At 69.9% G+C, this 26,446-nt stretch carries 27 protein-coding genes, 2 tRNA genes, 1 pseudogene and 1 riboswitch; of the genes and pseudogenes, 21 read left to right on the top strand and 9 right to left on the bottom strand.

From position 1 onward, the window contains the following. The first annotated feature begins 23 nt into the window (after positions 1-23). The 10 genes from ACLLJJ_RS12370 to thyX all read left to right on the top strand — a co-directional run bounded on the left by ACLLJJ_RS12370 (position 24) and on the right by thyX (position 4,484). Positions 24-425, top strand: coding sequence for a hypothetical protein (locus ACLLJJ_RS12370; protein ID WP_269288123.1), 402 nt, complete (start codon positions 24-26; stop codon positions 423-425). Between the two features lie 20 nt (positions 426-445). Then, positions 446-751 carry a hypothetical protein gene (locus tag ACLLJJ_RS12365; protein ID WP_434589959.1) on the top strand — a complete coding sequence of 102 codons (306 nt, stop codon included), beginning with the start codon at positions 446-448 and terminating at the stop codon, positions 749-751. Continuing rightward, positions 748-1,032: a hypothetical protein gene (locus ACLLJJ_RS12360; protein ID WP_434589957.1), complete on the top strand. Its 285-nt coding sequence runs from the start codon at positions 748-750 to the stop codon at positions 1,030-1,032. Before ACLLJJ_RS12365 ends, ACLLJJ_RS12360 begins: the two co-directional genes overlap by 4 nt. A gap of 74 nt (positions 1,033-1,106) precedes the next feature. Then, positions 1,107-1,757: a hypothetical protein gene (locus ACLLJJ_RS12355; protein ID WP_269288127.1), complete on the top strand. Its 651-nt coding sequence runs from the start codon at positions 1,107-1,109 to the stop codon at positions 1,755-1,757. After that, positions 1,754-2,107 (top strand): hypothetical protein, encoded by a 354-nt coding sequence (locus ACLLJJ_RS12350; protein WP_269288129.1) that lies wholly within the window; start codon positions 1,754-1,756, stop codon positions 2,105-2,107. Before ACLLJJ_RS12355 ends, ACLLJJ_RS12350 begins: the two co-directional genes overlap by 4 nt. Before the next feature lie 5 nt (positions 2,108-2,112). After that, entirely contained in the window at positions 2,113-2,751 is a 639-nt protein-coding gene (locus tag ACLLJJ_RS12345) for a hypothetical protein (protein WP_434589954.1), read from the top strand. A 9-nt stretch (positions 2,752-2,760) separates the two neighbouring features. Beyond that, entirely contained in the window at positions 2,761-3,192 is a 432-nt protein-coding gene (locus ACLLJJ_RS12340) for a hypothetical protein (RefSeq protein WP_269288133.1), read from the top strand. Positions 3,193-3,212: 20 nt separating this feature from the next. Then, the gene (locus ACLLJJ_RS12335) at positions 3,213-3,482 is read left to right on the top strand and encodes a hypothetical protein (protein WP_269288135.1); all 270 of its coding nucleotides are present in this window, start codon (positions 3,213-3,215) and stop codon (positions 3,480-3,482) included. A 20-nt stretch (positions 3,483-3,502) separates the two neighbouring features. Beyond that, positions 3,503-3,745 (top strand): hypothetical protein, encoded by a 243-nt coding sequence (locus tag ACLLJJ_RS12330; protein WP_215147501.1) that lies wholly within the window; start codon positions 3,503-3,505, stop codon positions 3,743-3,745. Positions 3,746-3,797: 52 nt separating this feature from the next. Next, a complete protein-coding gene (thyX, locus tag ACLLJJ_RS12325; protein ID WP_269288144.1) occupies positions 3,798-4,484 on the top strand; it encodes an FAD-dependent thymidylate synthase in 687 nt (228 codons plus the stop codon). 116 nt (positions 4,485-4,600) lie between these two features. Here the strand turns inward: thyX and ACLLJJ_RS12320 are convergent, their stop codons facing one another. After that, positions 4,601-6,115: a recombinase family protein gene (locus tag ACLLJJ_RS12320; protein WP_269288139.1), complete on the bottom strand. Its 1,515-nt coding sequence runs from the start codon at positions 6,113-6,115 to the stop codon at positions 4,601-4,603. Positions 6,116-6,169: 54 nt separating this feature from the next. Between ACLLJJ_RS12320 and ACLLJJ_RS12315 the strand changes: the two genes are divergently transcribed. The 3 genes from ACLLJJ_RS12315 (at position 6,170) to ACLLJJ_RS12305 (ending at position 7,942) form a co-directional block, all read left to right on the top strand. After that, entirely contained in the window at positions 6,170-6,592 is a 423-nt protein-coding gene (locus ACLLJJ_RS12315; RefSeq protein ID WP_434589951.1) for an HAD hydrolase-like protein, read from the top strand. A 104-nt stretch (positions 6,593-6,696) separates the two neighbouring features. After that, positions 6,697-7,248, top strand: coding sequence for a hypothetical protein (locus ACLLJJ_RS12310; protein WP_434589948.1), 552 nt, complete (start codon positions 6,697-6,699; stop codon positions 7,246-7,248). Position 7,249: 1 nt separating this feature from the next. Further along, positions 7,250-7,942, top strand: coding sequence for a class F sortase (locus ACLLJJ_RS12305; RefSeq protein ID WP_434589945.1), 693 nt, complete (start codon positions 7,250-7,252; stop codon positions 7,940-7,942). A gap of 61 nt (positions 7,943-8,003) precedes the next feature. On the opposite strand, the gene ACLLJJ_RS12300 is transcribed toward ACLLJJ_RS12305, so the two are convergent. Further along, complete coding sequence (locus ACLLJJ_RS12300) at positions 8,004-8,777, bottom strand: CbtA family protein (protein WP_434589942.1); 774 nt, start codon at positions 8,775-8,777, stop codon at positions 8,004-8,006. Positions 8,778-8,794: 17 nt separating this feature from the next. Then, the gene (locus tag ACLLJJ_RS12295; RefSeq protein WP_283515970.1) at positions 8,795-9,013 is read right to left on the bottom strand and encodes a CbtB domain-containing protein; all 219 of its coding nucleotides are present in this window, start codon (positions 9,011-9,013) and stop codon (positions 8,795-8,797) included. Between the two features lie 33 nt (positions 9,014-9,046). Continuing rightward, positions 9,047-9,174: riboswitch (cobalamin riboswitch) on the bottom strand. 477 nt (positions 9,175-9,651) lie between these two features. Here ACLLJJ_RS12295 and ACLLJJ_RS12290 point away from each other — a divergent pair. Then, a complete protein-coding gene (locus tag ACLLJJ_RS12290; RefSeq protein ID WP_434589939.1) occupies positions 9,652-10,677 on the top strand; it encodes a glycoside hydrolase family 6 protein in 1,026 nt (341 codons plus the stop codon). 73 nt (positions 10,678-10,750) lie between these two features. On the opposite strand, the gene ACLLJJ_RS12285 is transcribed toward ACLLJJ_RS12290, so the two are convergent. The 3 genes from ACLLJJ_RS12285 to ACLLJJ_RS12275 all read right to left on the bottom strand — a co-directional run bounded on the left by ACLLJJ_RS12285 (position 10,751) and on the right by ACLLJJ_RS12275 (position 15,134). Continuing rightward, on the bottom strand, positions 10,751-12,685 hold the full coding sequence (locus ACLLJJ_RS12285) for a galactose oxidase-like domain-containing protein (RefSeq protein ID WP_434589936.1): 1,935 nt from the start codon (positions 12,683-12,685) through the stop codon (positions 10,751-10,753). Continuing rightward, the gene (locus ACLLJJ_RS12280) at positions 12,682-14,625 is read right to left on the bottom strand and encodes a glycosyltransferase family 2 protein (RefSeq protein WP_434589933.1); all 1,944 of its coding nucleotides are present in this window, start codon (positions 14,623-14,625) and stop codon (positions 12,682-12,684) included. Before ACLLJJ_RS12280 ends, ACLLJJ_RS12285 begins: the two co-directional genes overlap by 4 nt. A gap of 435 nt (positions 14,626-15,060) precedes the next feature. Further along, positions 15,061-15,134 (bottom strand) — tRNA-Lys (locus ACLLJJ_RS12275). A gap of 167 nt (positions 15,135-15,301) precedes the next feature. Here ACLLJJ_RS12275 and ACLLJJ_RS12270 point away from each other — a divergent pair. The 7 genes and pseudogenes from ACLLJJ_RS12270 to ACLLJJ_RS12240 all read left to right on the top strand — a co-directional run bounded on the left by ACLLJJ_RS12270 (position 15,302) and on the right by ACLLJJ_RS12240 (position 23,595). Further along, positions 15,302-16,603, top strand: coding sequence for a peptidoglycan-binding protein (locus tag ACLLJJ_RS12270; protein ID WP_434600389.1), 1,302 nt, complete (start codon positions 15,302-15,304; stop codon positions 16,601-16,603). Between the two features lie 227 nt (positions 16,604-16,830). Then, positions 16,831-17,961: pseudogene (locus ACLLJJ_RS12265) on the top strand (SPFH domain-containing protein); the annotation flags it as partial. Positions 17,962-18,097: 136 nt separating this feature from the next. Then, on the top strand, positions 18,098-18,688 hold the full coding sequence (locus ACLLJJ_RS12260) for a lytic polysaccharide monooxygenase auxiliary activity family 9 protein (protein ID WP_434589931.1): 591 nt from the start codon (positions 18,098-18,100) through the stop codon (positions 18,686-18,688). A gap of 26 nt (positions 18,689-18,714) precedes the next feature. After that, a complete protein-coding gene (locus ACLLJJ_RS12255; RefSeq protein WP_434589930.1) occupies positions 18,715-20,388 on the top strand; it encodes an AMP-binding protein in 1,674 nt (557 codons plus the stop codon). A 245-nt stretch (positions 20,389-20,633) separates the two neighbouring features. Beyond that, positions 20,634-21,551, top strand: coding sequence for an SGNH/GDSL hydrolase family protein (locus ACLLJJ_RS12250; RefSeq protein ID WP_434589927.1), 918 nt, complete (start codon positions 20,634-20,636; stop codon positions 21,549-21,551). Positions 21,552-21,679: 128 nt separating this feature from the next. Further along, entirely contained in the window at positions 21,680-22,963 is a 1,284-nt protein-coding gene (locus ACLLJJ_RS12245; RefSeq protein ID WP_434589924.1) for a sensor domain-containing protein, read from the top strand. Beyond that, a complete protein-coding gene (locus tag ACLLJJ_RS12240; protein WP_434589921.1) occupies positions 22,936-23,595 on the top strand; it encodes a response regulator in 660 nt (219 codons plus the stop codon). The genes ACLLJJ_RS12245 and ACLLJJ_RS12240 overlap by 28 nt, the downstream gene beginning before the upstream one ends. Before the next feature lie 66 nt (positions 23,596-23,661). Here ACLLJJ_RS12240 and ACLLJJ_RS12235 read toward each other — a convergent pair. The 3 genes from ACLLJJ_RS12235 to ACLLJJ_RS12225 form a co-directional block, all read right to left on the bottom strand. Further along, positions 23,662-23,735, bottom strand: a tRNA-Lys gene (locus ACLLJJ_RS12235). A 56-nt stretch (positions 23,736-23,791) separates the two neighbouring features. Beyond that, on the bottom strand, positions 23,792-24,550 hold the full coding sequence (locus ACLLJJ_RS12230) for an IclR family transcriptional regulator (RefSeq protein ID WP_434589919.1): 759 nt from the start codon (positions 24,548-24,550) through the stop codon (positions 23,792-23,794). Positions 24,551-24,585: 35 nt separating this feature from the next. Further along, on the bottom strand, positions 24,586-26,205 hold the full coding sequence (locus ACLLJJ_RS12225) for an IS1634 family transposase (protein ID WP_434588209.1): 1,620 nt from the start codon (positions 26,203-26,205) through the stop codon (positions 24,586-24,588). Positions 26,206-26,446 lie beyond the last annotated feature (241 nt).

The raw sequence follows: 26,446 nt of genomic DNA, 5'->3' as shown, positions 1-26,446 counted from the left end.
AACTCCACTGAAAGGCACGGCACATGACCGCCCCGCTCCTCTCCTCCTTCCTGCGCCCCAACCCACGCAACCTGGAAAGCCTCCAAGCGGCCTGGGCCCGCATGCTCGAACTCGGCTACGCCACCCGCGCCGAGCCGGTCGACGAGCCCGAGGGGTGCACCCGCACCCGGTGCGCTGGAGTCCACGAGGGCTACCCCGGCAGTGAGCACCGATGGGCCCTGTACTGCCTGCTGTGCGCCGTCGACATCGAGGTCTTCTACAGCCACATGCGGGACCGCAAGGGCAAGAACCCGGCGCCGCCCCGCCGTCACAAGGGCTGCAAGTTCTCCGGACCCAGCCGCGCGCAGGCCCGCGCCGCCCGCTACGCCGAACTCGGCCTCACCCTCCCCGCCTGGGACGCCGACGCCCTCGCCCACGCCGCCTGAGCCACACGAAGGAGACCAAAGTGTCTGACGACGTACTCGCCACCACCGATGACGGCCGCTTCCGCGTGCGCCTGGTCCTCGACGAGCACCCCACGAACCCCCGCACCGACGACGAGACGCTCGTCCACGTCATCACGATCGACACCCACCTCGGGCAGTACCACCCCGTCGACAAGGACGGCGGCCCCCTCGCCCACATCTGGGAGCGCCTGAAGTGGAACCGGTGGACCGCGTCGACATCTTCACGCGCTACGTGGCTGCCTACCACGGCGGGATCGTGCTGGAGTCCAGCCCCGAGAAGGGCCCGCGCTCTCTCTGGTACATGACCGGCGAAGAGGTCATAGCCCTCGACTGCGGTCTCCTCACCGAGGGGTACGTCGAAGCCGAGATGGAGGAGTACGAGGCATGGGCCACGGGTGACGTGTGGGGCTTCGTGGTCGAGGAGCGCGTCGGATGGACCCGCGACGACGCCCCCGACGAGTCCATGGAGACCTGGGAGTACGTCGACTCCTGCTCCGGCTTCTACGGCGGCACGTACGCCCGACAGCAGGCGCGCGAGGCCCTCGCCTTCTACGCCAATCGTTCCGTCGGCTCCACCGCGGCCTGAGCACCTCGACCCCATGGCCGCCCCTACCCACACAGGGAGAGGGCGGGGGCGGCCCCACCAGAGAAAGCGACACCATGACCACCACGCTGAACCTGTCCTTCGGAGCCGTCCGCGTTGAGCAGATCGACGGCCCCGAGAACAAGTCCTGGATCACCGCGTACGAGCTGACGGGCCCCCGAGTCCGCGGGACGGTCGAGATCGGCCCTGAGTACGACGAGCCGATCATCGGCGACTACCGCCGAGAGGTCCCCAACGAGAGCGACTGGGAGTTCCTCCCTTCTGCCTTCTGCGTGGCTTACGGCCAGAGCACATGGAACCGGGGCGGCGCCTCGGGAAGTCTGAACGTCAACGGCTCGCGGCTCGCCGACTGGACCATCGTGCGCACGAAGTCCACGCCGGACTGGCGGTTCTCCGTCCGCCGCAAGCAGACCGGTATCGGTGAATACCCGGCCCCCGCCGGCACCGTTGCCAGGACGCGCGAAATCGTCGAGGCGCTGATGTTGCTCCACCGAGAGAACGAGGCCTTGGTGCGCGAGAAGGCCGTAGCGTACGCGCGGTCCAAGCAGACGACCCGCCTCGCAGACATCGTCAAGGAGGCCCGCGAGGTCGACGAGCTGCTCCAGGTTCTCAACACCCGCGCCGGACAGCTCACGATGCGCCGCATACAGATGAGCGGCCCCGCCTTCGAGAAGAACCTGGCCGACCTCAGCCCGACCGCAGCGTGAGTCACCAGCTCCGCCAGCGCCCGGAAGGCCGACTTCAGTGCACCCGCTGTCGAGCGGCCTTCCGGGACCGCGAGAGCGCCAACCGCTCGCGCTTTACCTGCCCCGGCGAGCACCTCGCCCACGGTCTCACCGGCCAGCGCGAACACCTCGTCTACCCCACATGGGCCCGAGATCGCACCTGCGCAGGCTGGGGCTGCGACGAGCCCGACCCGCAGCACTGGCACGGCCCCGACCCGCTGTGCGACTGGCCAGGCTGCGACCTGTGTCTCCACGACTGCGACTGCGACGTGTGCGAGGGACATGTGCGCGCACCCGGCCTGAACCGACTGAACGACAGCCACGAAGGATGAACAACATGAGCACCTCGATCACCGATCTCGAGTCCGCCGGCACCGCGGAACCCGGCAGCGAGCCCGCGCCGCTCGTCGGCCTCGCGGGTGCCGCACGCTCAGGCAAGGACACCGCTGCCGAAGCACTCCTCAGCGCGGGGTGGCAGCGAAAGGCGTTCGCCGACAAGGTCAAGGACATGCTCTACGCCCTCGATCCGGTCCTGAGCGCGAAGGAGTACGCAGAGGGTGTGACCAGCCTCCGCTACGAGGTCGACGGCTACGGGTGGGAGACCACGAAGGACGTGTATCCCGAGGTGCGGCAGTACCTCCAGCGACTCGGCACAGAAGGCGGCCGGGCAGTCCTCGGCGAGAACGTATGGGTCGACGCCCTCCTTTGCGACCGCGAGACCTGGGGCCCCACCGTCATCACAGACGTGCGCTTCCCGAACGAGGCAGACGCGATCCGCGCACGCGGCGGCCTGGTGCTGCTCGTCGAGCGCCCCGGACAAGATCCCATCGCCCATGCCGGGCACACCAGCGAGAACGCCCTCGCCGGGTACGAGTTCGACGGAGTGATCCGCAATGACGGCAACGTGTGGGACCTCTACGTGAGTGTGAGGGAGGCCATCAAGGCGGCCGATGTAAACATGGAACACCGCTGTTAAGGTGAAGCCATGAGATTGACCCCCCGAAAGGAAGAGGTCGAAGCCATCAAGGCGCTCCTGGAGGACCCCACCTTCGAGAGCGCCGACCAGATGGCTAAGGCGATCTACAAGACATCCGCCGAACTCCTCCAGATGCGCGACCTGTTCGCCCTCGTCCACACCTGGAAGGACGGTCATCGCGGACTCAACTTCGGCCCCTTCGGTAGCGAGGCCGAGATCAAGACCTTCGCCTCGAAGATGGCCTTCGGCGGGACCGGCCGGGTCGTCAAGCTCTACAGCCCCGGCGTCATGTTGGCCAACGTGGACGGCAAGAAGGGATGGAAGGGGTACTGCTTCCATCCCGAATGCGGCCACGCCCCCTTCACCCACTCCCTTGCCGGCGCCGCCCGAGGCGCCTGCCATATCCCCACCTGCCCCTGCGGCAAGTTCCAGCAGAAGTAGCCACAGATACGGACATCAACATGACCAGCACCGACCCGGCCGGCATCCTCCGCACCCCGAGCGTCACCGAGGCCGAGATCGCCGAACTGCTAGCCCTACGCGGCAAGACGGCACGGGTATCCGACGGCTTCCTCATCCGCCTTGCCGCCCACTACACGAAGGCCGAGGCCGAAGGCGTCATCAACCCCGCCCGCCACTTCGCGGACTACCTCGGAGTGCAGCGCAACGCCGTACTCACCTACATGCGGATGGCCCGAAACCGCAGCCTCACGCAGACCCCCCGCACCTGAACAGTCGAAAGGACCAGCCCATGAAGACCGTCGAATTCCACATCTGCGAGTGCTCCGGCAAGCGGGCCTTCGCCGACGAGCGAGCAGCAGAGAAGGCGCTCGGCCGGGCCCAGGCCAAGCGTGATCGCTCCGCCGAACGTCGAGGCCAGCGTCGAGCCATCGACCGCGAGAACCGCGCCTACCAGTGCGACTTCGGCATGTGGCACCTCACGAAGCAGTCCCGCCGCTCCTACGAGGAGAACGCCGCCTACTACGCGGCCTGAGTGTAAAGATTGAACCAGAAAGGCCGTCGTGAACCTCAACCTCCGCTCCGACATGACCGTCCAGCTCGTCGACCACAACCTGTCGGACCAGGCCGTCGTGCGCGCCGCCCGCGTCTCCATGATCGGCCAGACCCACCAATCCCCCGACGAGGCAGCCGACCGCGAAACCGGCCTGATCAACTACCTCATGCGCGAGCGGCACGGCAGCCCCTTCGAGCACGGCGGCCTGACTCTCTACATCGAGGCCCCGATCTTCGTCTTCCGGGAGTGGCAGCGCCACCGCATCGCCTCGTACAACGAGGAGTCCGCCCGCTACCGCGAGCTGCGGCCAGCGTTCTACCTCCCGGCCGTAGGCCGCAACCTCGTCCAGGTCGGCAAGGCAGGCTCCTACCGCTTCGAGCCCGGCACGACCGAACAGTTCTCCACCGTTGACACCGAGCTGGTCACCGCTTACGAGACCGCTTACCGCTCCTACGAGCGGATGCTCTCCGCCGGCATCGCCCGCGAGATCGCCCGCGCAGCCCTACCGGTCGGCATCTACAGCTCCATGTACGTCACCATGAATCCGCGGAGCCTGATGAACTTCCTCAGCCTCCGCACCCACCGCGAGGACGCCGCCTTCGTCTCCAACCCTCAGCGCGAGATCGAGATGTGCGCTGAGAAGGCCGAGGCGATCTTCGCCGGACTCATGCCGGTCACCCATGCGGCCTTCGAGAAGAACGGCCGGGTCGCCCCGTGACCACCGAGGAGTGGATCGCCCGTGAACTCGCCAAGGCGCCCGCCCCCCGGCCCGAAGATGTCGAGTGGGTGCGCCAGCGGTTCCGGCTCGAAGCCGACGACTGACGCACCCCCCGCTCACTTCTTCCAGATGATCTCGATCAGGTCCGGCCGGAAGGCGTGGTTACCGCCGCGCGGCTGCTTCTTGATCACCACGGCCTCGATGAACCGCTGAATCACAGCGCGCTTCATCGGGGCCGTATACGTCTTCCACTCGCGGATGATCCGCTCAGCGGCCGAGGCGCCCGTCTGCGGACCCATCGCGTTCAGGCCCGCCACCTTCACGGACAGCTCGTTCTGCTTGGTCTCCAGGCGCTTGATCTCCCGCACGAACTCGCCGAGCGGGAACTCGCCCGCCTCGCGAAGCTGCCGAGCCTCGATCATGTCCGCCTCGACCTGGGCCAGTTCCGCGCGGGCCTTGATCAGTTCGGGGTCATCCAGCGCTTCGCCCGGCCGCGAGTCCTTCGCGAGGTTCATCAGGTGAGCCAGGAGTACGCGCTCGACGTGCTCCTCGACCGGCGGGCCGGATCGCGACACTCCGCCGCACCCGCCGTCCGCCTTCCGGCAGTAGTAGTAATAGCCGTACTTCTCATAGCTCGTCGTGCCTCGCGCGTAGTTCCCCGACTGCACGCCATGCCCGCACTCACCACACCGCCCGATGCGCGTCAGCTTCCGCTTCGAGACCGTCGAGCCCTTCTTGCGGCCCCGCCCCTCGCTCTTGCGTGACTTCAGCACGTCCCGGACCGCCCGCCACTCATCAGGGGTGCAGATGGTCTCCCACGTGCCGATGATCGGCGTGCCGTCCGTACGCTCAAGGAGCCACTCGCCGAGGTCGATCCTGCCTCGCCGCTCCCGCTCCGCCTGCGGCACGTAAGCCCGGTACCCGCAGAGTCGCGGATTCGTGATGATGTACTCAACGCTGGAGAACGAGATCGTCTCGCCGGGCGCGCTTTGGGGGCTACTGATCCCCAGCTCGACCCATTCGGCGTGGACTTCGGAGAGCAGCTTGCCGTTCAGGACATCGCGCTGAGCCTTGCGGATCAGCTCGGCCTCGAACGCTTCGACCTTCTCTCCGCCGTCCTGCCATCCGAACGGCCGCCGCCCCTTGTGTGGCTTTCCCTGCATCGCCTCGGCCTTCTTCTGCCGGGCGACCCGTCGCGCGGCGTCCGCCGAGAACTTGTTCGCGATCATCACGTACAGCCGGGCATTGAAGCGGCCGTCGTCTGTCGACAGGTCGTAGTCGCCGGCGGTCGTAGCGAACACCATCGGACGGCGGGCCGTCGCGTAGATGTCGATGAGCTGCTCCAGCTCGCGCGGCTGCCTCGTTATGCGGTCGATGTTGTAGGCCGCGATGCCTGAGATGACGGAGGTCTCCAGGTCGCTCACGAGTTCCCGGAAGTCCGGTCGGACCACCCTCCGTTTGTAGGCGGACAAGTCGTTGTCCACGTACATCCGGTGCAAGGTCAGATGGCGCCCCTTGACGAGGTCGTGCACGTCGTCCTTCTGGCGGGTGACGCCTTCCTCGCCGTCTCGGCCGTCGCCGAGTTCCCCTACGTCGCTGATGCGCGCGTAGCCGCCGACTACTATCCCCATGTGGACTCTCTCGTTCCGGTTCGGGGGCCAGAGTAATCGAACGATGTTTTGATCGTGCGGGGCGAGACCCGCACGTACAGCTTCGAGGCCCTCACCAAGGCGATCCGGCTGATCAACGCCGGTGCGCGCTTCATCTGCACCAACCCGGACGAGACGGGCCCCAGCGCCGAGGGCCCGCTGCCCGCCACCGGCTCGGTCGCCGCGCTGATCACCAAGGCGACCGGCCGTGACCCGTACTTCGCGGGCAAGCCCAACCCGTTGATGATGCGAACCGGCCTCAACGCCATCGGCGCGCACTCGGAGACCAGCGCGATGATCGGCGATCGGATGGACACCGACGTGCTCGCCGGTCTGGAGGCGGGCATGGAGACGTTCCTGGTGCTCACCGGCCTGACCGGGCCCGCCGACGTCGACCGCTACCCGTTCCGGCCCTCCACGATCGTCGACTCGATCGCGGACCTCGTCGAACGGATCTGAGCCCCGCACGACACCCCCGGGGCGCCCGTACGGCGCAGTGACGGGCCCCTGGGGATGCGGGAACGACCGCGGCCGTGGATCTTCGGAGTACCAGGAGGTTCACGATGCGTTCAGCTCTGCTCGCTCTGCGTGCCGCAGGAGTGGCCGCCGTACTGGTGGCCGCCCCGGCCACCGCGGCGTACGCCCACGATTCGGTCTCGATCCAGGTCACCCCGTCGACCATCGCACCCGGTGGCGAGGTGGAGCTGCGCGTCTCGGACTGCAAGGGCACCACCGGCGTCGCCCGATCCAGCGCCTTCAGCCGAGGTGAGGCCAACCTCAACGGCAAGGACGGACGCGAGAACCCGCTCTACGGGGAGGCGAGGATCAACTCGTCGATCGGCTCCGGCACCTACGAGATCAGCGTCGACTGTGACGGCCACAACCACCACAAGGTGGGCACGGTCACGGTCGTCCACCACCGGCCCACCCACCACTCCACCCCCGTCTCGCCCGTGTACGCGGGCGGCGGCGGTACGGCGCAGCTCGCTTCGGAGTCCGCCGAGGGCGGGGGCCCCGGCACCCGGCACACCGTGATCGGCCTGGTGCTCGCCGGCGTGGCCGCGGTCGCCGTGGCGTTCCGCAGCGTCCGCCGTCGCCGTACGGACGCGGACTGACGTGTCCGCCGACGACGCTCCCGCCGCGGGCCGCCCCGCCGGCTCCGGGCGGCTGCTGATCGGGATCGCGTGGGCGACGCTGCTGCTCGGCCTGTCGCTGTGGGGGCGTGGGCTCACCGAAGGACCCGGCGGCACCTCCGCCCCGACCACCGGCGACGTGGCCGCGGTCGGCCGCCCGCTGGGGGTGCCGCTGCCCCCCGCGCACGAGCCGCAGAAGGGCGCGCGTCCGCAACGCGTCGACGTGCCCTCGATAGGTGTGACGGCGCCCGTCGTGGAGAGCGGCCTCGACGCGTCCGGCGCCGTCGACCCCCCGCCGTACGACCGGCCGTCCACGGTCGGCTGGTACGGCAGCGGCACCCGGCCGGGCGCCGCGGGCGTGGCCCTGCTCGTCGGCCATGTCGACACGGAGAGCAAACCGGCCGTGTTCTACGGCCTGAGCGCCACCCGCCCCGGCGAGCTGATCCGGGTGACGGGCACCGACGGCTCGGAGCTGGAGTTCACCGTCGACGACGTCCAGGTCTTCACCCGCGAACGCTTCGACCCCCAGAAGGTGTACGGCCCCCGCCAGAGCGACCGGGCGGAACTGCGCCTGATCACCTGCGGGGGCACGTACGACAAGACGGCCCGCACCTACACGGCGAACGTGGTGGTGTCGGCCTACCTGACGGGGACGGGCAGCACCGGCAGGAGCTGACCGGGCCCGCGCGGCAGAGCCGGCGGGGAACTGGCGGCGACCGCCGGGGAGAGCCGGCCGGTTACGCCGTCACTCCCGCGGCCGGAGCCGTCGCCGCGGGCGCGCTGCGGGCAGCCGCCCGCAGACCGAGCGCGCCGAACACGCCGGCGAACACCGCCCACAGCAGGGCGTGCGAGGCCAGCGAGAGCACCCGGAAGTCCCACAGCAGCGTCGCCGCCACCGGAACCTCGTCCGGGTTGCCCGGCAGTGCGAAGAGGACCGCCAGGGTCGCGACCGCGGTGACGGCCACCGCGACCTGGCGCACCGGCACCGACCGGTCGGCGAGGCGTACGTACACCTGCCAGGCCAGCAGCATGCCGAGGATGCCGATCACGACGGCGGCCAGCCACAGCGACTGGCGATCGGTGACCGTGCCGGAGTCGCCGACGCCCGGCGGGTTGGCCGGGTAGCGCAGTCCGGGCAGCAGGGAGACGGCCACGAAGGCCGCCGAGCAGAAGACCAGGGCGCGTGACCACGGGCGGTCGCCCGGGGCGGTACGCCGGTTGATCAGCGCGTAGGCGACGGCGAAGAGCACGCCGAGCGCGAGGCCGGCGACCACCGCGGTGACCACCAGGCCGACATGCTGGGTGGTGCGGGTGAACAGTTCCTCGTGGTGCGCGACGGCCGTGCCGGCCGCTTCGTGCGCGTGCTCCTTGGCGGAGCGTGCCTCTTCGAGGCGTATCGCGCGGTCCATCAGCGGCTCGGCCAGGAGCAGCGAGAAGAGCCCGGCGGCAAGGCCGGCCACCCCGCCCGCCGCCAGAGAGCGTCCGAGCAGGGGGAGTACAGGTGTGGACATGGTGCTTACGGTCCCGATCAGTGGCAAGGGGCACCGAAGAGGTGCCGGCCGTCGTGCGAGAACTCGTGCAGGTAGTCGCCGGTCGCGGAGACAACGGTTCCGTTGTCCATGAAGACGGCGTAGAGCGCGACCAGGGCGATGATCGCCGCGGCGGCCAGGATCAGCCAGTCGCGGGTGCTGGTCGCGGCGGACGCTCCCGCTGCGGTGTCGGTGTGCGGCGCGATGTGCGAGGACATGCCGGTGAACCTCCTTCTGGGGTTTCCACGCCCCATGGCAGGAGAACGACGGGTCAGTTCCTGGCTTCCGTGCGGGCGCCGAGGCTGCCCGTACGGTCACAGTGGCGGGACCGCCCCGGAATGGCACCGGGTTCCTGTCCACCGTCGTCTCATTGTGTGGAGTTGTCATCGGGAGAGTCCCAGCCTTGGCCGGACACTGTCAACAGGGCCGAAGGGCGGCAGGCCGCCGATCGGCCCCCGGACACGGGCTACCTGGCCCGGTCGACGGCGTGCTCCCCCCGGAGCCGCCGACCGGGCTGATCCTCGACCGTCGGCGCACGGACTGCGGGAGAAGTCCGGCGCCGATGCGGGAGGCACAGAGAAATCGGGGGAGACTGGGGCCGGGGACTTGGGCCTGTACTCGCCACTCTAGAACGGACGCACGGATGTTCCTAGGGGCCGATTGACGCCAAGTCACGGCTCTGTGGCCCACGGTGCGCCATGGGTGCCCGCGGTCCGTACGCGCCGTAACAGCTGTCCCACGGAGCGCGGAGAGCTCCTGGCGCTGTGTACGTGTGTGTCAGGATGGTTTCGACCGGTTGTGTCCGGGGAGGCGCCGGGGGGTCCTCACACATTTCAGGTGCACCAAGGGGGAGTGGATGTACGGCAGTTACAGCGGCCGTCGGCGTGTGGGTGTCCGGATTGCCGCGGTGGCGGCGGTGGGGACCGCGCTGCTGTTGACGGGCTGTTCCTCGTCGGACGGTGACGGCGGGTCGAAGCAGGATCCTGTGAAGCAGCAGCCCAAGGGCAGCGATCCGTACTGGGTCAATCCGGAAGGAAACGCCGCCAAGCAGGTCTCCACGTACGCCAAGGACGGCGACGACGACAAGGCCGACCAGATCAGGAAGATCGCCGAGCAGCCCGTCGGCGAGTGGATCGGGCCGGAGAACGCCGAGGCGGAGGCCAAGGGCTTCACCGAGGCGGCGGCCAAGGCCGACCGGGACGCGCTGCTGGTCCTCTACAACATTCCGCACCGCGACTGCGGGCAGTTCTCCAAGGGCGGAGCCGCCGACGGCGACGCCTACCGCGGCTGGGTCGACCAGGTGGCCAAGGGCATCGGCGACCGCCGTGCCACGGTGATCCTGGAGCCGGACGCGCTGCTGCACCTGGTGGACGGCTGCACGCCACAGGAGTTCCACGAGGAGCGCTTCGACCTGCTCAAGGGCGCCGTCGAGCGGCTGAAGCAGCAGCCCGGGACCAAGGTGTACCTGGACGCGGGCAACGCGGGCTGGCAGTCGCCCGACGCGCTCTTCGACCCGCTCCAGCGGGCGGGCATAGCGCAGGCGGACGGGTTCTCGGTCAATGTCTCCAACTTCCAGAGCACGAGGACGAGCGCGGACTTCGGCAAGAAGCTCTCGCAGAAGATCGGCAACAAGCCCTTCGTGATCGACACCAGCCGCAACGGCAACGGGCCGTACACCGAGGGCGACCCCAAGGAGAACTGGTGCAACCCGCCCGGTCGCGCGCTCGGTGAGCCGCCGACCACCAGGACGGGCGACGACCTGGTCGACGCCTATCTGTGGGTGAAGCGCCCCGGCGAGTCCGACGGGGACTGCAAGGGCGCCCCGACGGCGGGCAAGTGGTACCCGGAGTACGCGCTCGAACTGGTCCGCAACACGAAGTAGCGGACCGCGCACATACGAAGTGGGGGGCGCCCGGCCGGGCGCCCCCCACTCGCTGTCCCAGCCGGTCCCGGGGCTACGGGACCTCGATCCAGATGCCCTTGGACGGGGTGCCCCGGTCGTCCGTGACGAACAGCATGTAGTAGCCGGACGGCACCAGCGCCCGGTTCTTCGGCACGGTGACCGAGATGCCGTCCTTCGTCTTCTTCAGGTCCAGCGCGACGGTGCGCTGGTCGGTGTCGGTGACATGGGTGACCGCGCTCGGCCGCATCAGCTTGGCGTCCTTGATGGCCGTGGCTTGCGCGGACTTGAACGTCGCCGTCCCGCCGCGCCGCACGGTCTTGGGCCCACCGGTGAGCGCCGGCCGCGCGTCCCTGAACAGGTACGGCGGGGTGTAGATCTCGACGCGCTGCTCGAAGACGCCGGGCCTGGTGTTGGCCTTGTCGGAGTAGAGCGAGTCGGAGCCGAAGATCATGACGCGTCCGTCGGGCAGCAGCAGCGAGCCCGAGTGGTAGTTGCGGCCCACCGCCGGGTCGGCCACCCTGCGGTACTTGTCGGCCTTGGGGTCGTACATCCGTGCTTCCAGCACGTCGGAGCCGCCGCGGCCCCGGTAGTCGTGCGAGCCGCCGGTGACCAGGACGCTGTCGTCGGGCAGCAGCGAGGCGCTCGGGTAGCGGGTGCCCTCGGCGAGCGAATCGCCGTCCTTGAAGCGCGGGTTGGGCTGCTTCAGGTCGACCAGCCGGGACTTCTCGCTGGACTTCTCGGACTCGCCGACCCCGCCGCCGCCGATGACCATGAACTTCTCGTCCTGGGCGGGAGGCAGCCGGACGGTGGCCGAGGTCTCCATCCTGTCCGGGTCGCTCAGGCCGGGGATCTTCTTGAACTTATTGGTCGCCAGGTCCCACACGCCGGGCTCGCGGCCCTCGTCGGCGGGCCCGTAGCCGGCGTTGGAGCCCGAGTAGAAGAGCTTGCCGTTGTTCATCAGGAAGATCGCCGGGTACGTCGGGAACTTCCGGATGACGCCGCTGTACTCCCACTTTTTGGTCTCGGGGTCGTAGACCTCGTCCTTGCCGGGGACGATCTGCCCGATCTCGTCCAGGCCGGACAGCGAGAGGACCTTGCCGTCCTTGAGCGTGGTCAGCGTCGGGTACCAGCGGGCCTCGTTCATCGGGTCGACGGTGATGTACTTCTCGGCGACCGGATCGAACTCGTAGGCCTCCTTGATGCCCTGGAAGTCCTTCTTGTCGAGCGCGAGCTTCTGGGCGATGCCGTAGACATTCTTGGCGTCGGTGCCCTTGAGGCCGTGGATGCGGTAGTTGTCCTCGGTGCCCGACTCGAACTTCTTGCCCGAGGCCCTGGCCTCGACATAGATCCGGCCGAGCCCCGCCTCCGTGCGCAGGAACCGGCCGGTCCGCGGGTCGAAGATCTTCTTGGCCTTCTCCACCAGGACCGGGTCCTTGGAGACGTACGTCCTGCCGTTCTTCTTGCCGGTGAAGATCGTGCCCGCGGGCAGCGTCTTGGGCGCGTCCGGGTCCTCGTTGTGGATGACCATCAGGCCGCCGGCCTTGGAGACGTCGCCCTGGAGCTTCTCGTAGCGCTTGGTGCCGCCCGCCACCAGGAGTTTGCCGTCGGGCAGTTGGGTGTGCCCGGCGCAGAACATGTCCTTGGGGGTGGGGATCATCCTGTACTTGTTGGTCTCGGGGTCCCACAGCACCGACTCGAACTTCTTGGCGTCGAAGTTCTTCTGGTTGTTGCCCGAGCCCGCGATCAGCAGCACCTTGCCGGTGTGCAGCAGGGCGGCGTGGATCGTGTTGATCCGGAACTCGGAGGGTATGTCCAGGAAGTCCCAGTGGCCGTTGGCGGCCTGGTACTCGGGCTTGTTGATCTTGTAGTCGTGGTACTGGTCGGAGCCGAAGCGGTAGAGCGCGGGCCCGTTCATCCCCGCCAGAGCTACCACCACCGCCGCACCGATCGCCAGGCGACGGGTGCGGCGGCTGGGTCGGTAGTTCATTTCTTACGTCCCCCAAGGGCGATCTGTATGGTCTGGTCGTTCGCTGCCCAAGTGGGCTTGTGCTGCGGCGGATGGGCCTCCGGCGGGGGACCGGCCGAGGGCTGCGCGGAGGGGGGTGTCGAGGACGGCGGCGCGGCGCGCCCGCGCTTCTTGTCCCGACGCATGCCGAGGCGCCAGGCGATGATCGGCGCCGCGGTGATCAGCAGGGCCAGCGTGGCCCAGGTGATCATCGCGGGGTGGTTGTGCCCGAAGTAGAAGGAGGAGCCGAGGGATCCGCCGAAGATCAGGATGAAGAACAGGTGGATGCGGAAGGTGCCGAACAGCGTGTCCGGACTGGACGAATCGCCCTTGGGCGTCACCACGAAGCTGGACTTGCGGCGCAGCGCGGCGTCGAGCAGCGAGCGCGCGTAGATCGGCGCGGAGAGCGCGGACATCGCCATGCCGGCCAGACCGCCGGAGCCCTCGGGCTCGTGCGGCGAGACATTGTGGCGGCGGTTCCAGATGTAGAGGCCGATCTGGAGCGCGGAGGCGTTGCCGTAGAGCATCATCCAGATCGCCGGGTCGATCTGCACACCCGATGCGCCCATGCCCAGGAACAGGGCGCAGCTGAGCGCCGCGAGGATCCAGTTCATGGCGGACATGGGGTAGAAGATGATCATCATCGTGTAGTTGAAGAGCTTGCCCGCGGGGAGCGTGCCGAAGCCTCGCCAGTACTGCTTGAGGATCGTCTCGTACGTACCGCGCGACCAGCGCAGCTGCTGGGTGAAGAAGTCGGTCCAGGCGGTCGGGCCCTCGCCGACGGCCAGCACGTCCGGGGTGTACACCGAGCGCCACTTGTTGCCCGTCGCCGGGTTCTTGGCGCGGTGGATCTCGAAGCCGGTGGCCATGTCCTCGGTGATCGAGTCGTACAGGCCGCCGATCTGCTTGAGCGTCCTGATGCGTACGGCGTTGCTGGTGCCGACGAACATCGGGGCGCCGTAGCGGTTGCCCGCGCGCTGGATCAGGGCGTGGAAGAGGAACTGCTGCGACTCGGCGGCCTTGGTCACGAAAGTGTCGTAGTTGCCGTAGACCTGCGGGCCGATGACGAAGCCGATGTCCGGGTCGCGGAAGTAGCCGAGCATCCGCTCCAGGTAGTTCGGCAGGGGCACGTGGTCGGTGTCCACCGAGGCGAAGATGTCGTAGTCGTCACCGTGCGCGTCGAGCCAGGCGTTGTAGTTGCCGTGCTTCGTCTTCGCGCGGTGCGGGCCCTTGGGCTGGTTCCACCTCGCGATGCCCTTGCGGGAGAAGTGGTGCACCCCGAGGCGCGCGCAGACGTCCTTGACGGCGGGGTCGTCGCCCTCGTCCAGCAGCCAGACGTGCATCAGCCCGCGGTGCCGGATCCTGACCGCGGCCTCCAGCGTCTTCGTCACCATCTCCAGCGGTTCCTTGCCGGGCACGAAGGAGGTGAGGAAGGCGACCTTGGTGCCGGACTCGGGCACCACGGGCACGGGGTCGCGGGCGACCAGGGTCGCGTGTGCGTTCGACAGGACGTTCATCGTGCGGAAGAGCTCGATCAGGCCGATCGAGACCAGCATGACGATGTCGAGGATCAGCAGCGTGTCGTTCTTCAGGTTCGGGTCGCGCTCGGTCCAGTGCGCGGGCTGCATCAGCCAGACGAAGAGCCCCAGCGAGAGCAGCGGCGCCGCGCCCAGGAGCAGGGCGGCGCGTATCCGGTGCGGCTCCTGGGAGAGCAGGGAGCGGTACTGGACCTTGTACGGCTTGGTCGCGTCCGGCTGGGTCAGCGGACCCGCGAGTCTGCTGTAGTGCTCGTAGTCGTATCGCGGCAGCGCCTTCTTGGCGCGCATGCGTGACCCTGGCGGCTTGAGCTGCGGGGGTACCCGAAGCTGAGCCGTCCGGGAAGGGTCGTTGTTGTGCCGGGCGCCGGATGGCGTCGACGTCATGAGTCATCCCCCCGCACGCATGCTGGCTGCGTGTTTCGTCGGTCGCTTCGCCCGACGCCGGTCCCCCTCGACCAACTCGGACGTGTGATTGGCCTGCCGTCATCCCTACAGACATAGGACGACAACCTTCCGGTTGCATGATGCCCGTCTCTATATCCGTTCATCAAAGGGGCCCCCACCCCTGTGTATTGACGGTCCCGCGTGGCTTCCCGAGTCTCCGGCCGCGTCCTCAACCGCTCGAACCGCGCGTCTCATGGGAGCCATTGGCTTCAGGACAGGGTCCACGACCCCCGCTGTGATCGCAAGGGTGATACAAGCTGTTTACCGGTCAAATCAGAGCTTTGGGACCGGGCTGTGACCTGGGCGCCATGAGAATGGAGTGGCTGGAAACGACTGGAGTCCCCTCACGCGAGGTGAGGGGACTCCAGTGCCGCGTGCGCCGTCAGGGACTCGAACCCCCGACCCGCTGATTAAGAGTCAGCTGCTCTAACCAACTGAGCTAACGGCGCGTGCCGACCTCTAGAACTTTACCCGAAGGGAGGCGATGCCCCGAACCAGCCGCGCCGTTTATGTCCTTTTAATTATCATTCGGACCGTCAACATGCATTTTGCCCCGACAGTTGAAACACTTATACCCGTGCACATGTGCAGGAATGACCCACGGGAGGGCAACCGCATGCAGACGCCGGTCTTCGAGGAGTACGAGCCCGCCGGTGACTGCGGCTGCGCGGGATGCGTCCAGCAGCGCCGCGCGGCGGCCCTGGGCCTGCCGGTCGGCGAGGGCGGACACCCGGCCGCCCACGGCGCCCGCCGCGCCCTGGTGCTCGCCACCGCCGCGGGCGTGGTGCTCGGCGGCGGCGGTGCCGGCGGAGCGGTGGCGGCGCCCGCCACCGGCCCCGGGCACGCCCCCGCCCGTACGGGCGCCGACCACGACCCGCCCGGCCCGCAGGGCGGGGCGGGCCCGCTGCACGGCAGGCCGTCCCGCCCCGTGCTGGCGCTCACCGCGCCCACCCTGCGGGCCGTCACCCGGGCCGAGATCATCAACCGTGCCAAGGGGTGGGTGACCGCGAAGGTCCCGTACAGCATGGAGAAGTACTGGTCCGACGGGTACCGGCAGGACTGCTCGGGCTTCGTCTCGATGGCCTGGAACCTCGCCGGCAACGAGTGGACGGGGAGCCTGGCTCAGTTCGGGACACGGCTGACCCGGGACGAGCTCGAACCCGGCGACATGCTGCTGTTCCACAATCCGGCGAACCCCAGCAACGGCTCGCACGTCACGATCTTCGGCGGCTGGACCGACTACACGCACACCTCCTACACGGCGTACGAGCAGTCCAGGCCGCACACCCGCGAGCAGGCCACGCCGTACGCCTACTGGAACAACTCCTCGCGCTATGTCGCGTACCGCTACAAGGGCCTGTCGGCCGGCTCGGGCGGCGCGCCGAGCTCCACCACCTACCCGGGCGCGCGGTCCTTCGGGCCCGGCGCGAACAACAAGCACGTCACCCGCCTCGGGCAGCTGCTCTCCGAGCGGGGCGGCGCGCACTACTACAAGCAGGGGCCCGGACCGCGCTGGGGCGAGTCGGACCGCGGTGCCACGGCCGCGTTCCAGCGCGCGCAGGGCTGGCGCGGCAAGGAGGCGGACGGGCTGCCGGGGCCGGGGACCTGGGGCCTGCTCGTCGGCGGCCAGGGCCGGGACATCCCGAAGGCGGGCGGCGCCGGTACGCCCGCCCCGGCGGCCGGGGCCTTTCCCGGCGCGGGGTACTTCAGGCCGGGCCAGTCGAACGTATACGTCGAGAAGCTCGGCAAGCAGCTGGTGAAGAAGGGCTTCGGTAAGCACTACGGGTCGGGGCCTGGCCCGCGCTGGACCGAGTCGGACCGGCGCAATGTCGAGGCGTTCCAGCGCGCGCAGGGCCGGCGCGGCGCGGCGGCCGACGGCTACCCCGGACCTCAGACCTGGAAGCGGCTCTTCGCATGACGGAGGCAAGGATGACACCCACCACTTCGCAGCAGCCGCAGGAGCCTCCGACCCCGGAGCGGGGCGAGCAGGGCGATCGGGACGTGCGGGCCGGGCAGGAGGCGCGGGCGGACCGGGAGCCGCGGGCCGGGCGGGACCCTCGCGGCGAGCCGAACGCGTATGGCGTGCGGGCCGATCAGAACGCTCGGGGCGAGCAGGGTGTCCAGGGCGTCCAGGCTGAGGCCGCCCGTCGGGCGCCCGTCATTCGCAACGAGTCCACCACCGAGATCCCGGTGCACCTGCTCTTCCGCGACGACACCGGCCCCACCGCCGTGACCCTGCCGCCCGGCGGTGGCGCGATGCTCAACCGCGGCCCCGGCACGGGGGACCAGCCGCGCACCGTGCGCCGTGCCACCGCCGCCCCCCGGCGCCCCGGGCCGGCCCTCGCGCCCGCCCGCTCGGCCCGGCCGGCCGCGCCAGCCGACCCCGGTCTCGCCGAGCGGCCCGTAGCCGCGCTGCCCGGCTGGGGCGCGGTCGTCGTGGGGACGGTCGCCCTCGCGGCGGGCGCGGCGCTGGTGTGGTGGACAGGGGTCGTACCGCCGCCGGCCGCCGTCCTCTTCGGGCTGCCGGTGCGCCCGTACAACGGGATCGTGCTCGGCATCTGGGCGGTGCTCGCCGCCCTGGTGGTCGTCGCGGTCCTCGCCTTCGGCGGCCTCGGCCGCGGGCGCGTCGGGTATGCCTGGGTGCTGTCGCTGTTCGGCGACTATCGCGGGACCGTGCGCCGCACCGGCCTGGTCTGGGTGAGCCCGCTGCTGCTGCGCCGCCGGATGGACGTACGGCTGCGGCACTGGCGCAGCGAGCCGATGCCGTCGGTGGACGCGAACGGGGTCGCGCTGCGGGTCGTGGTGCTGGTGGTGTGGCGGATCAGGGACACCGCGCGGGCGATGCTCGCCGTCGAGGACCACACGACGTATCTGCGCGAGCAGGTGGAGGCGGCGATGGCCCGGGTGCTCTCGCAGCTGCCCGCCGACGCCTTCCACAACGACATGCCGACCCTGCGCGACGCGGAGGCGGTCGGCGACGCGCTGACCCGGATGCTGGCGGCGGAGGCGGCGCCGGTGGGCATCGATGTCTTCTCCGCGCAGCCGACCCGGATCGAGTACGCCCCCGAGGTCGCCGCCGCGATGCAGCGCAGGCGGGTCGCGGCGCTCGACGCGCAGCATCGGGACAGTGTGCTGACATCGGTGGTGGACGCGGTCGACGACACCGTGACGCGGCTGACCTCGCGCGGACTCGTCGAACTCGACGACTACGAGCGCAAGGCGCTCGTGAAGGATCTGACGGTCGCCTTCTATACGGGACGTGCGGAAGGTTCGTGAACGTATCTGTGATTGGGCTGGACGCGCATTGGTCTAGACACAGCCAAGTGGCGTTAATACATTGGGACTTGGTCTAGACCGCACAACACGCGCGCAGCACAGCTCACGGAACTGCCCCCACGTTCAGGAGCCCAGTATGCGAATCAAGATAGGTGCGGCCGTGGTCGGCCTCGCGGTAGCCGGTGTGTCCTTCCTCGCCACCGGCAGCGCGACCAGCCATGGCTACACCGATTCACCCATCAGCCGGCAGAAGCTCTGTGCCAACGGCACAGTGACCGGCTGCGGCAACATCCAATGGGAGCCGCAGAGCGTCGAGGGCCCCAAGGGGTTCCCCGGCGCAGGACCCGCCGACGGCAAGATCTGCTCCGGCGGAAACGGTACGTTCGCCCAGCTCGACGACCCGCGCAACGGAGCCTGGCCCGCCACCAAGCTCACCGCCGGGCAGGGCTACGGTTTCCGCTGGCAGTTCACCGCCCGTCATGCGACGAGCGACTTCCGCTACTACATCACCAAGAACGGATGGGACTCCAAGAAGCCGCTCACCCGCGCGGCCCTGGAATCGCAGCCGTTCATGACCGTGCCGTACGGGAACCAGCAGCCGCCGGCCACGCTGACCCACCAGGGCACGGTCCCCACCCAGAAGAGCGGACGGCACATCATCCTGGCCGTCTGGAACGTCGCGGACACGACCAACGCCTTCTACGCGTGCTCGGACGTTCAGTTCTGACGGAGTGTCAACTATGGTGCGGCGCCATGGAGAGCGCAGGTACCGTCGCGGAACTCGTACAGCGCCAATGGGGCGACCACCGGCCGGGATTGAGGTCCGAGGACCTCGATCTCAGCCACCACCTGGTGGCCGCCGGCGCTGCCGCGCGGGCCGCGCTCCTCGTGGAGCTGCTGCCACGGGGAGCCGAGCCGCACGTCGCCGTGCTGCTCGACAACACCCCTGAATTCCCCCTGTGGTTGAGCGCGGCGGCCCTTGCCGGGGCCGCCGTCGCCGGCATCAACCCCACCCGGCGCGGCGCCGAGCTCGCCCGCGACATCCTGCACACCGCTTGCCGGGTGCTGGTCACCGAGCGGGCCCACCTGCCGCTGCTCGACGGCCTCGACCTGCCCGGAGTGCGGATCCTCGTCACCGACACCGAGGCGTACGCACGGCTGCTCGCCCCGTACGCCGACGCCAAGCCGGGCGAGGCCACCCTCGCGCGATCCGGCTCCGTCGGCCCGTCCGCCCGGCTGCTGCTCTACTTCACCTCCGGCTCGACCGGCGCGCCCAAGGCGGCGATCTGCACCCAGGGGCGACTGGCGGCAGCGGGACAGTCGCTCGTCGCCCACTTCGGGGTGCGCCGGGACGACGTCCACTACATCTGCATGCCCATGTTCCACGGCAACGCGGTGATCGCGGACTGGGCGCCGGCCCTCGCGGGCGGCGCGGGCATCGCGCTGCGGCGGCGCTTCTCCGCGTCCCGGTTCCTGGACGACGTACGGGAGTACGGCGCGACGTACTTCACCTATGTGGGGCGGGCCGTCCAGTACCTGCTCGCCACCCCCGAGCGGCCCGACGACCGGGACAACCCGCTGCGGACCGGCTTCGGGACGGAGGCGGGCGCGGTCGACGCGGCACGGTTCACCGAACGCTTCGGAGTGCGACTCGTCGAGGGCTACGGATCCTCCGAGGGCGGCGCCGCGATCCAACGCACCGCCGACACCCCGCCGGGCGCGATCGGCCGGGCCGCGCCCGGGGACGACCTGGCGGTGGTCGACCCGGAGACGGGCCGCGAACGGCCGTCCGCTGTGTTCGACGCGGACGGGAAACTCGTCAACGGAACCGAGGCGATAGGCGAGTTGGTCAACCGCGGACCCAACCCCTTCGAGGGGTACTGGCGCAACGAGAGCGCCGAGGCGGACCGCAGGCGCGGCGGCTGGTACTGGACCGGCGACCTCTTCTTCCGCGACACCGACGGCTTCCTGCACTTCGCGGGCCGCACCGACGACCGGCTGCGCGTCGACAGTGAGAACCTCGCCGCCGCGATGATCGAGAGCATCCTCGCGCGATGGCAGGACGCGGCGGGCGTCGCGGTCTACGCGGTGCCCGACCCGGTCGCGGGCGACCAGGTGATGGCGACGCTCGCGATGCGCGAGGGCGCCGCGTTCTCCGCCGCCGCATTCGGCCGATTCCTCGGCGCCCAGGCCGACATGGGGACGAAGATGACGCCGCGCTTCGTACGCGTCGTACCGCGGATGCCGGTGACCGCGACGAACAAGGTGCACCGGGTCGCGCTGCGCCGCGAGGGCTTCCGCTGCCCGGACCCGGTGTGGTGGGCGCCGCCCGGCGAAGCCGGGTACCGGCCGCTGACCGGGGACGACGTGGCACGGCTGCTGGCGGAGTACCGCGTGCACGGGCGCGAGGCGGACCTGACGCGCTGACGGGCGGGCGCGGGTCCCCGCGCGTGGAACGGGTGGCGCGGACGGGCTGTGTGGGCGGGTGCGTGCGGGGGCCACGCCCGTGGACGTGCGCGGGGCGGCGCACTGACGGGCGATTGTGCGGCGCACGTGGGTGAATCCGCCGTGAATGTGGTGCGGGCGGGGCTCGGGCGGTGACTGGATTTCTGTTGATCACCCTTTTCCTCTTCCTCCCTTTACTCACTTCTTCCGCCGCCCGGAGGCATTCCTTGACGCCACGCCGTCGCCTGCTCGTCGCTCTCGCCACCGCCTGCGCGCTGACCGCCGCCGCGATGCCCGCGCACGCCGACAGCGCGAAACCCCGCTTCGGCGAGTACGTCGCGCTGGGCGACTCCTGGTCCGCGGACGTCACCGTCCTGAACGTCGCGACCGGGCACGCTCCGGTGGGCTGCGCCCAGAGCACCTGGAACTACCCCAAGCAGGTCGCCGAGAAGCTCGGCATCACCACCTTCCGCGACGCCACCTGTGGCGCGGCGACCACCGTGCACCTCACCGCCTCGCAGGACGTCAACCGCGTCCCTGTCCTGGCAGACGGGGTGAACGCCCCGCAGTTCGACCGGCTGACGCCCAGCACCGACCTGGTCACCATGGGCATGGGCGGCAACGACGTCGGGCTCGCGGCGGCCATCGGCGACTGCGTCAGCCTGCTGCCCACGCCCCTGGCCAAACCCTGCCGGGCGGCCTGGGAGGCCGGGGGCAAGGACCTCATGTCGGAGCGGATCGTCGCGGCGCAGCCGAAGATCGTGGCCGCGGTGGACGGCATCAAGCAGCGCTCGCCCGGGGCGACCGTCCTGGTGGTCGACTACCTGGCCGGTATCTCGCCGGACCGCGGCTGCTATCCCTATGTGCAGATGCTGGACGCCGACCTGCGGTGGTTCGGGGCGCGGCTGGTGGAGCTGAACGCGATGCTGCGGCGGGCCGCGCGGGAGTCCGGGGCTGGCTTCGTCGATACGTACAGCTCAAGTGTCGGACACGATGTGTGCCGGGCGCCGGGGGTCAAGTGGGTGGAGGGCCTGATCCCGGTGACGACGAATCCGCCGGGGCTCGCGGTCCCGTTCCACCCGAACAAGCTCGGAGCGGATCACCAGGCGCGGGCGGTGCTGGCGGCAGTGGGCAGCGGGAGCTAGCGGGTCGCCGCGCGGGCGGGCGCGTTCCCCGCCGCGCCCGCGCGGCCGCGGGGTAGGCCCAGCCCCACCCCGGGCACACCCCCAGGCCCCATCGCACCCCCGCGCCCCGGCCGCCTACCGTTGCCGCCATGACCGCCCGTACCCCCTGGCAGGCCCTGACCAGCCCCGACTATCTGCGCTCCGGCTGGCCCTGGCGCTCCGCCGGGTATCTGTTCGGCAGTGTGCTCACCGGACTCCCGGCGCTGCTCGCCCTGTTCGTGCTCGCCGTGTTCTCGCTGGCGCTCGTCGGGCTGCCGCTGCTGCTGCTCGCGGGGCTGCCGCTGGCGGCCGTCGAGCGGCGCCGGCTGCTGCTCGTCGACAAGGACGCGGCGGCGGATCCGCATCGCGTCCCCACCGAGCCGGGCCTCGGCGCCTGGGCGCGGCTGCGGCTTCGGGAACAGGCGACCTGGCGCGAGCTCGCGTACGCCCTGCTGCACGCCTTCGTGCTGTGGCCCCTCGACCTGCTGGCCGTGACGGTCGCGGTGGGCCTGCCCGTCATGATGATGGCCGCACCCGTGCAACTGGCCATCGACGGCGAGGAGGTACGGGTCGTCAAGGGGCCTCTGGTCACCGGCTATCCGGCGGCGTTCGCGGCGGCGCTGCTGGGGCTCGTAATCCTCGGCGTGCTTCTCTACCTGCTCGGTGCGCTGGCCGGCGCCCGCGCCCAGCTCACCCGGCTGCTGCTCGCCCCGCGCGAAGGCGATCTGCGCGACGAACTCACCGAGGTGACCCGCTCACGGGCCCGCCTGGTGAACGCCTTCGAAGCCGAACGGCGCCGCATCGAGCGGGATTTGCACGACGGCGCGCAGCAGCGGCTGGTCGCCCTCACCATGACGCTGGGCCTGGCCAGGCTCGACGTGCCGGCAGGGGCCGGCGCGCTGGCCGATCGGCTCACTCGCGCTCACAGCGAGGCGGGCAAGGTCCTCACCGAGCTGCGCGAGCTGATCCACGGCATCCACCCGCAGGTCCTCGCCGACTACGGGCTCGGAGCGGCGCTCGCCGACGCCGCCGATCGTTCGGCCGTACCGGTGGAGACCGACACCGGCGACAACACCGACGTCGAGCTGCCCCGGCTGCCCGCCCCCGTCGAGACCGCCGCCTACTTCGCCGTCTGCGAGGCCCTGGCCAACGTGGCCAAGCACAGTGGCGCGAGCCGCGCGTGGATCACCGCCCGGCACCGGGCGGGCCGGCTGGCGGTCGTCGTGCGCGACGACGGTGCCGGCGGCGCCGACCCGGCCGCAGGCAGCGGGCTGACCGGGCTGGCCGACCGGGTCGCCGTCCTCGATGGCACACTGTCGCTGACCAGCCCGCCGGGCGGTCCGACCGTGCTGTGTGTGGAGATCCCTTGCGAACCGACCGCCCCCTCAAGGTAGTTCTGGCCGAGGACAGTGTCCTGCTGCGTGAGGGGCTGACCGAACTGCTCTCCCGCTTCGGCCATCGGGTCGTGGCGGCGGTCGGGGACGCGGACGCGCTGTACGAGGCCGTCACCGAGCACGACCCGGACATCGTGGTCACCGACGTCCGGATGCCGCCCGGTTTCCAGGACGAGGGGCTGCGCGCCGCCGTCGCCCTGCGCGCCGAGCGCCCCGCGCTGCCCGTGCTGGTCCTCAGCCAGTACGTGCAGCGCTCGTACGCCACCGAGCTGCTCGACGCCGGTGACGGCACCGGCGTCGGGTATCTGCTCAAGGACCGGGTCGGTCAGGTCGAGGAGTTCCTGGACGCGCTCGTGCGGGTCGCCGACGGCGGAACGGTGGTCGACCCCGAGGTCGTACGCCAGCTGCTGCGGCGGCGCCGCGACCCGCTGGAGCGGCTGACCCCGCGGGAGCGTGAGGTCCTCGCCCTGGTCGCCGAGGGGAAGTCCAACGGGGCGATCGCCGCCGAGCTGGTGGTGTCGGAGGCGGCCGTGGGCAAGCACATCGGCAACATCCTGGGGAAGCTCGACCTGCCGCCGGCCGGGGAGACCCACCGCAGGGTCCTCGCCGTCCTCGCCTATCTGCGGGCGTGAGACCGGAGAGGGGCCGCGGGCGGGCATGCGAAAGGCCCCACGCTCTCGCATGGGGCCTTTCGTCGGTGCGCCGTCAGGGACTCGAACCCCGGACCCGCTGATTAAGAGTCAGCTGCTCTAACCAACTGAGCTAACGGCGCGCGACTCGTAAATAGTACCTGGTCCCCAGGGGTGGTTTCGACCGCCTTCGGTCGCCTCAGAGCGCCAGGGACAGGACCATCGGCGCTGCCCTGCGGTTGAGGGTGTCCGCCGCCGCCCGCAGTCGGTGGGCGTGCTCGACCGGCAGGGAGAGGGCCAGACAGCCCACCGTGGATCCGGCCGTCAGCGGCACGGCCGCGCAGACCGTGCCCACCGCGTACTCCTGCAGGTCGAGCATCGGCACCGTCGCGGGCTGGCTGTCCAGGGTGGAGAACAGCACGCGCTCGTTGGTGATCGTCCTGGAGGTGAGCCGGGCCGTCCGGTGCCGGGAGACGTGGTCGCGGCGGCCGTTCTGGTCGAGCTGGGTCAGCAGGCACTTGCCGATCGCGCTGGCGTGCGCGGCGGATCTGAAGTCGACCCACTCGTTCACCGCGGGGGTCAGCGGGCCGTCGGCGATCTCGGTGACCCGGATCTCGCCGTCGATGTACCGGCTGATGTAGATCGCCGCGCCCACCGAGTCACGGAGGTGGTCGAGGGTCTGCTGGAGCTTGGCCTGGAGCGCGTCGCGGCGGGTGGCGCCCGAGCCGAGCAGCACCAGTGAGTCGCCCACGACGTAGGCGCCGCCGGTGACCTGCTCGACGTATCCCTCGCGGCGGAGCATCAGCAGCAGGGACGACAGATGGACGGTGGGGAGCCCGGTCTCACGGGCGATCTGCGCGTCGGTGACGCCGCCCCCGTGCTTGGAGACGGCCTCCAGCACACGCAGGGCGTACTGCACCGAATGGAACGGCGCGGTGGACTCCGGCTTCAGCGCCACGGTTCCCCCTAGCCGGTGACTTCGCACATGGGGCTTTAGGTCTCCAGCCAGCGGGGCCGGGTTTCGTCGATGCCGAGGAGTTCGAGTAGGTGTGCTTGGACTCCTCGGCTGATGAGGATGACGGGTGGGTCGGTGGCGGTGCCGGGGCGGAGCATGAGGCCGTCGAGGTGGTAGAGGATCATGCGGCCGGTGGGTCGGACCTTGCGGTTGTCGGGGTAGAGGCCGGCCATGGTCTGCTCGGGGCCCAGGGCCTGGCGGACCTGGCGTTCGATCAGGCAGTAGACCAGCAGGGCCAGGCAGATCACGGTGATCAAGGCCGTGATGCGGCGGTTGTGCTCCAGGAACAGCGGCGCGACGGCCAGGGGGCCTTTGAACTCGCCGTAGCGGCGTTCGACCACTCCCTGGCCTTTGTAGCGCCGGAAGACCTCGGCCGTGTCGGCCTGCTCCGGAGTCAGAGCGGTGACCAGGGAGTACCAGCCGTCGGCGGCGGCTTCGGCGGCCAGGACGTCCTCGTCGAAGTGCCAGGCCAGAGTGGGTTTCCCGTCGGGGCCGGCGGTGACGGTGGTACGCAGGCAGCTGGCGACCCGGCGGGACTTGGTGATCACCCCGATCCGGGCCTGGACCTTCTCGGCGGTGGTGTAGTACCGGCCGCCGGCCGAGTTTTGCAGTTTCTCCAGATCCTCGGTGGCTCTGGCCAGACGCTTGGCGCGTGCTTTGCGCTGGCCCTCCGCGTTGCCGGTGGAGTGGACCAGGATCCGGCGCAGGTGGTGGACCGGGTCGCGCTTGCGTGGTCCTGCCATGGCGTGGACGTCTTCCAGGACCCGGTAGGACTCGCGCTGGTCGGCGGGGGTCTCCCGCTCGCGGTCGCGGTCGTTGACGTAGTCGACCAGCTCGGCGGCCCCGAGGTCGGCAGTGGCGTAGAAGCCGGCTTTGACCTGGGCCGCGGGTATGGGGGCGACGAATCCGACCCGGGCGTCAAGCAGGGCGGTGACATTCGGGTAGGACACCAGTTTGGAGTCCGCGACGAGCAGGAAGTCCTTGCGGTCGGCGATCTTCCGCAGGGCCTTCATCGCGCCGACGACCTGGGCGACCTCGCCCGCTCCGCCGTCGTAGGCACGGTGGAAGACGGGGATGCCACCGTCGCGGGTGACGGCCAGCCCGGCCTGGACCTGCTTCAGGTCGACCCGCCGGTCCTTGGGGTGACCGTATCTGACTTGCGCGTACTCCTCTTCCTGGTCCGGGTAGGCGCCGAACATGGAGATCGACGTCATGTCCCAGTGGATCTGAGCGGTATCGATGCCGAACTCCGCGATGGCCTGCGCGCCGACCGAGCCGGTGATCTCCTCCAGGTGCGGGGCGATCGCGTCCAGAGCGCGGGCGATACGGTCGTCGTTGAGCAGGTCCGGCTCGATGCCGAAGACCTCCTCGACAGCCCACTTCCGCGCCCAGTCCTCCACCCGCACCATCGAGGTCGGCGAGGACAGCCGGTTGGCGATCAGCGCCTCGACGACCTGCCCGTGCGTCAGATGAGCCACCTCACGGACAGGACACAGCTCGTCGATGATCCCGGCCACGTCCAGCCGGCGCAGAAACTCGGCAGAGGCAGGCAGAGCACCCAGACGCCTCTCCACCACAGGCGCCAACTCCACCGACATGCGGGGGCGCTGGACCCGGGAACGACACGAACGAGATATCGGCACGTCCAGAACAACGACCCGCACTTATCGAAGTACCGGCCAACTCATCAGTTCATCCGATTCAGCTATGTGCGGAGGATCGGCCTAGCAGGTTGTGACCGCTTGCATCCCGTCCACGATAGCCGCCAAGGCACGCCTCAGGGGCCGGTGTTGACAAGATTGGTGGCGCGCCCCATGCCCGTAAGCTGGGGCGCGCCAC

Origin of the sequence: Streptomyces sp. A5-4, from assembly GCF_051131715.1 — a bacterium.
Taxonomy (GTDB): domain Bacteria; phylum Actinomycetota; class Actinomycetes; order Streptomycetales; family Streptomycetaceae; genus Streptomyces.
This window is presented reverse-complemented; position numbering and strand designations above follow the sequence as displayed.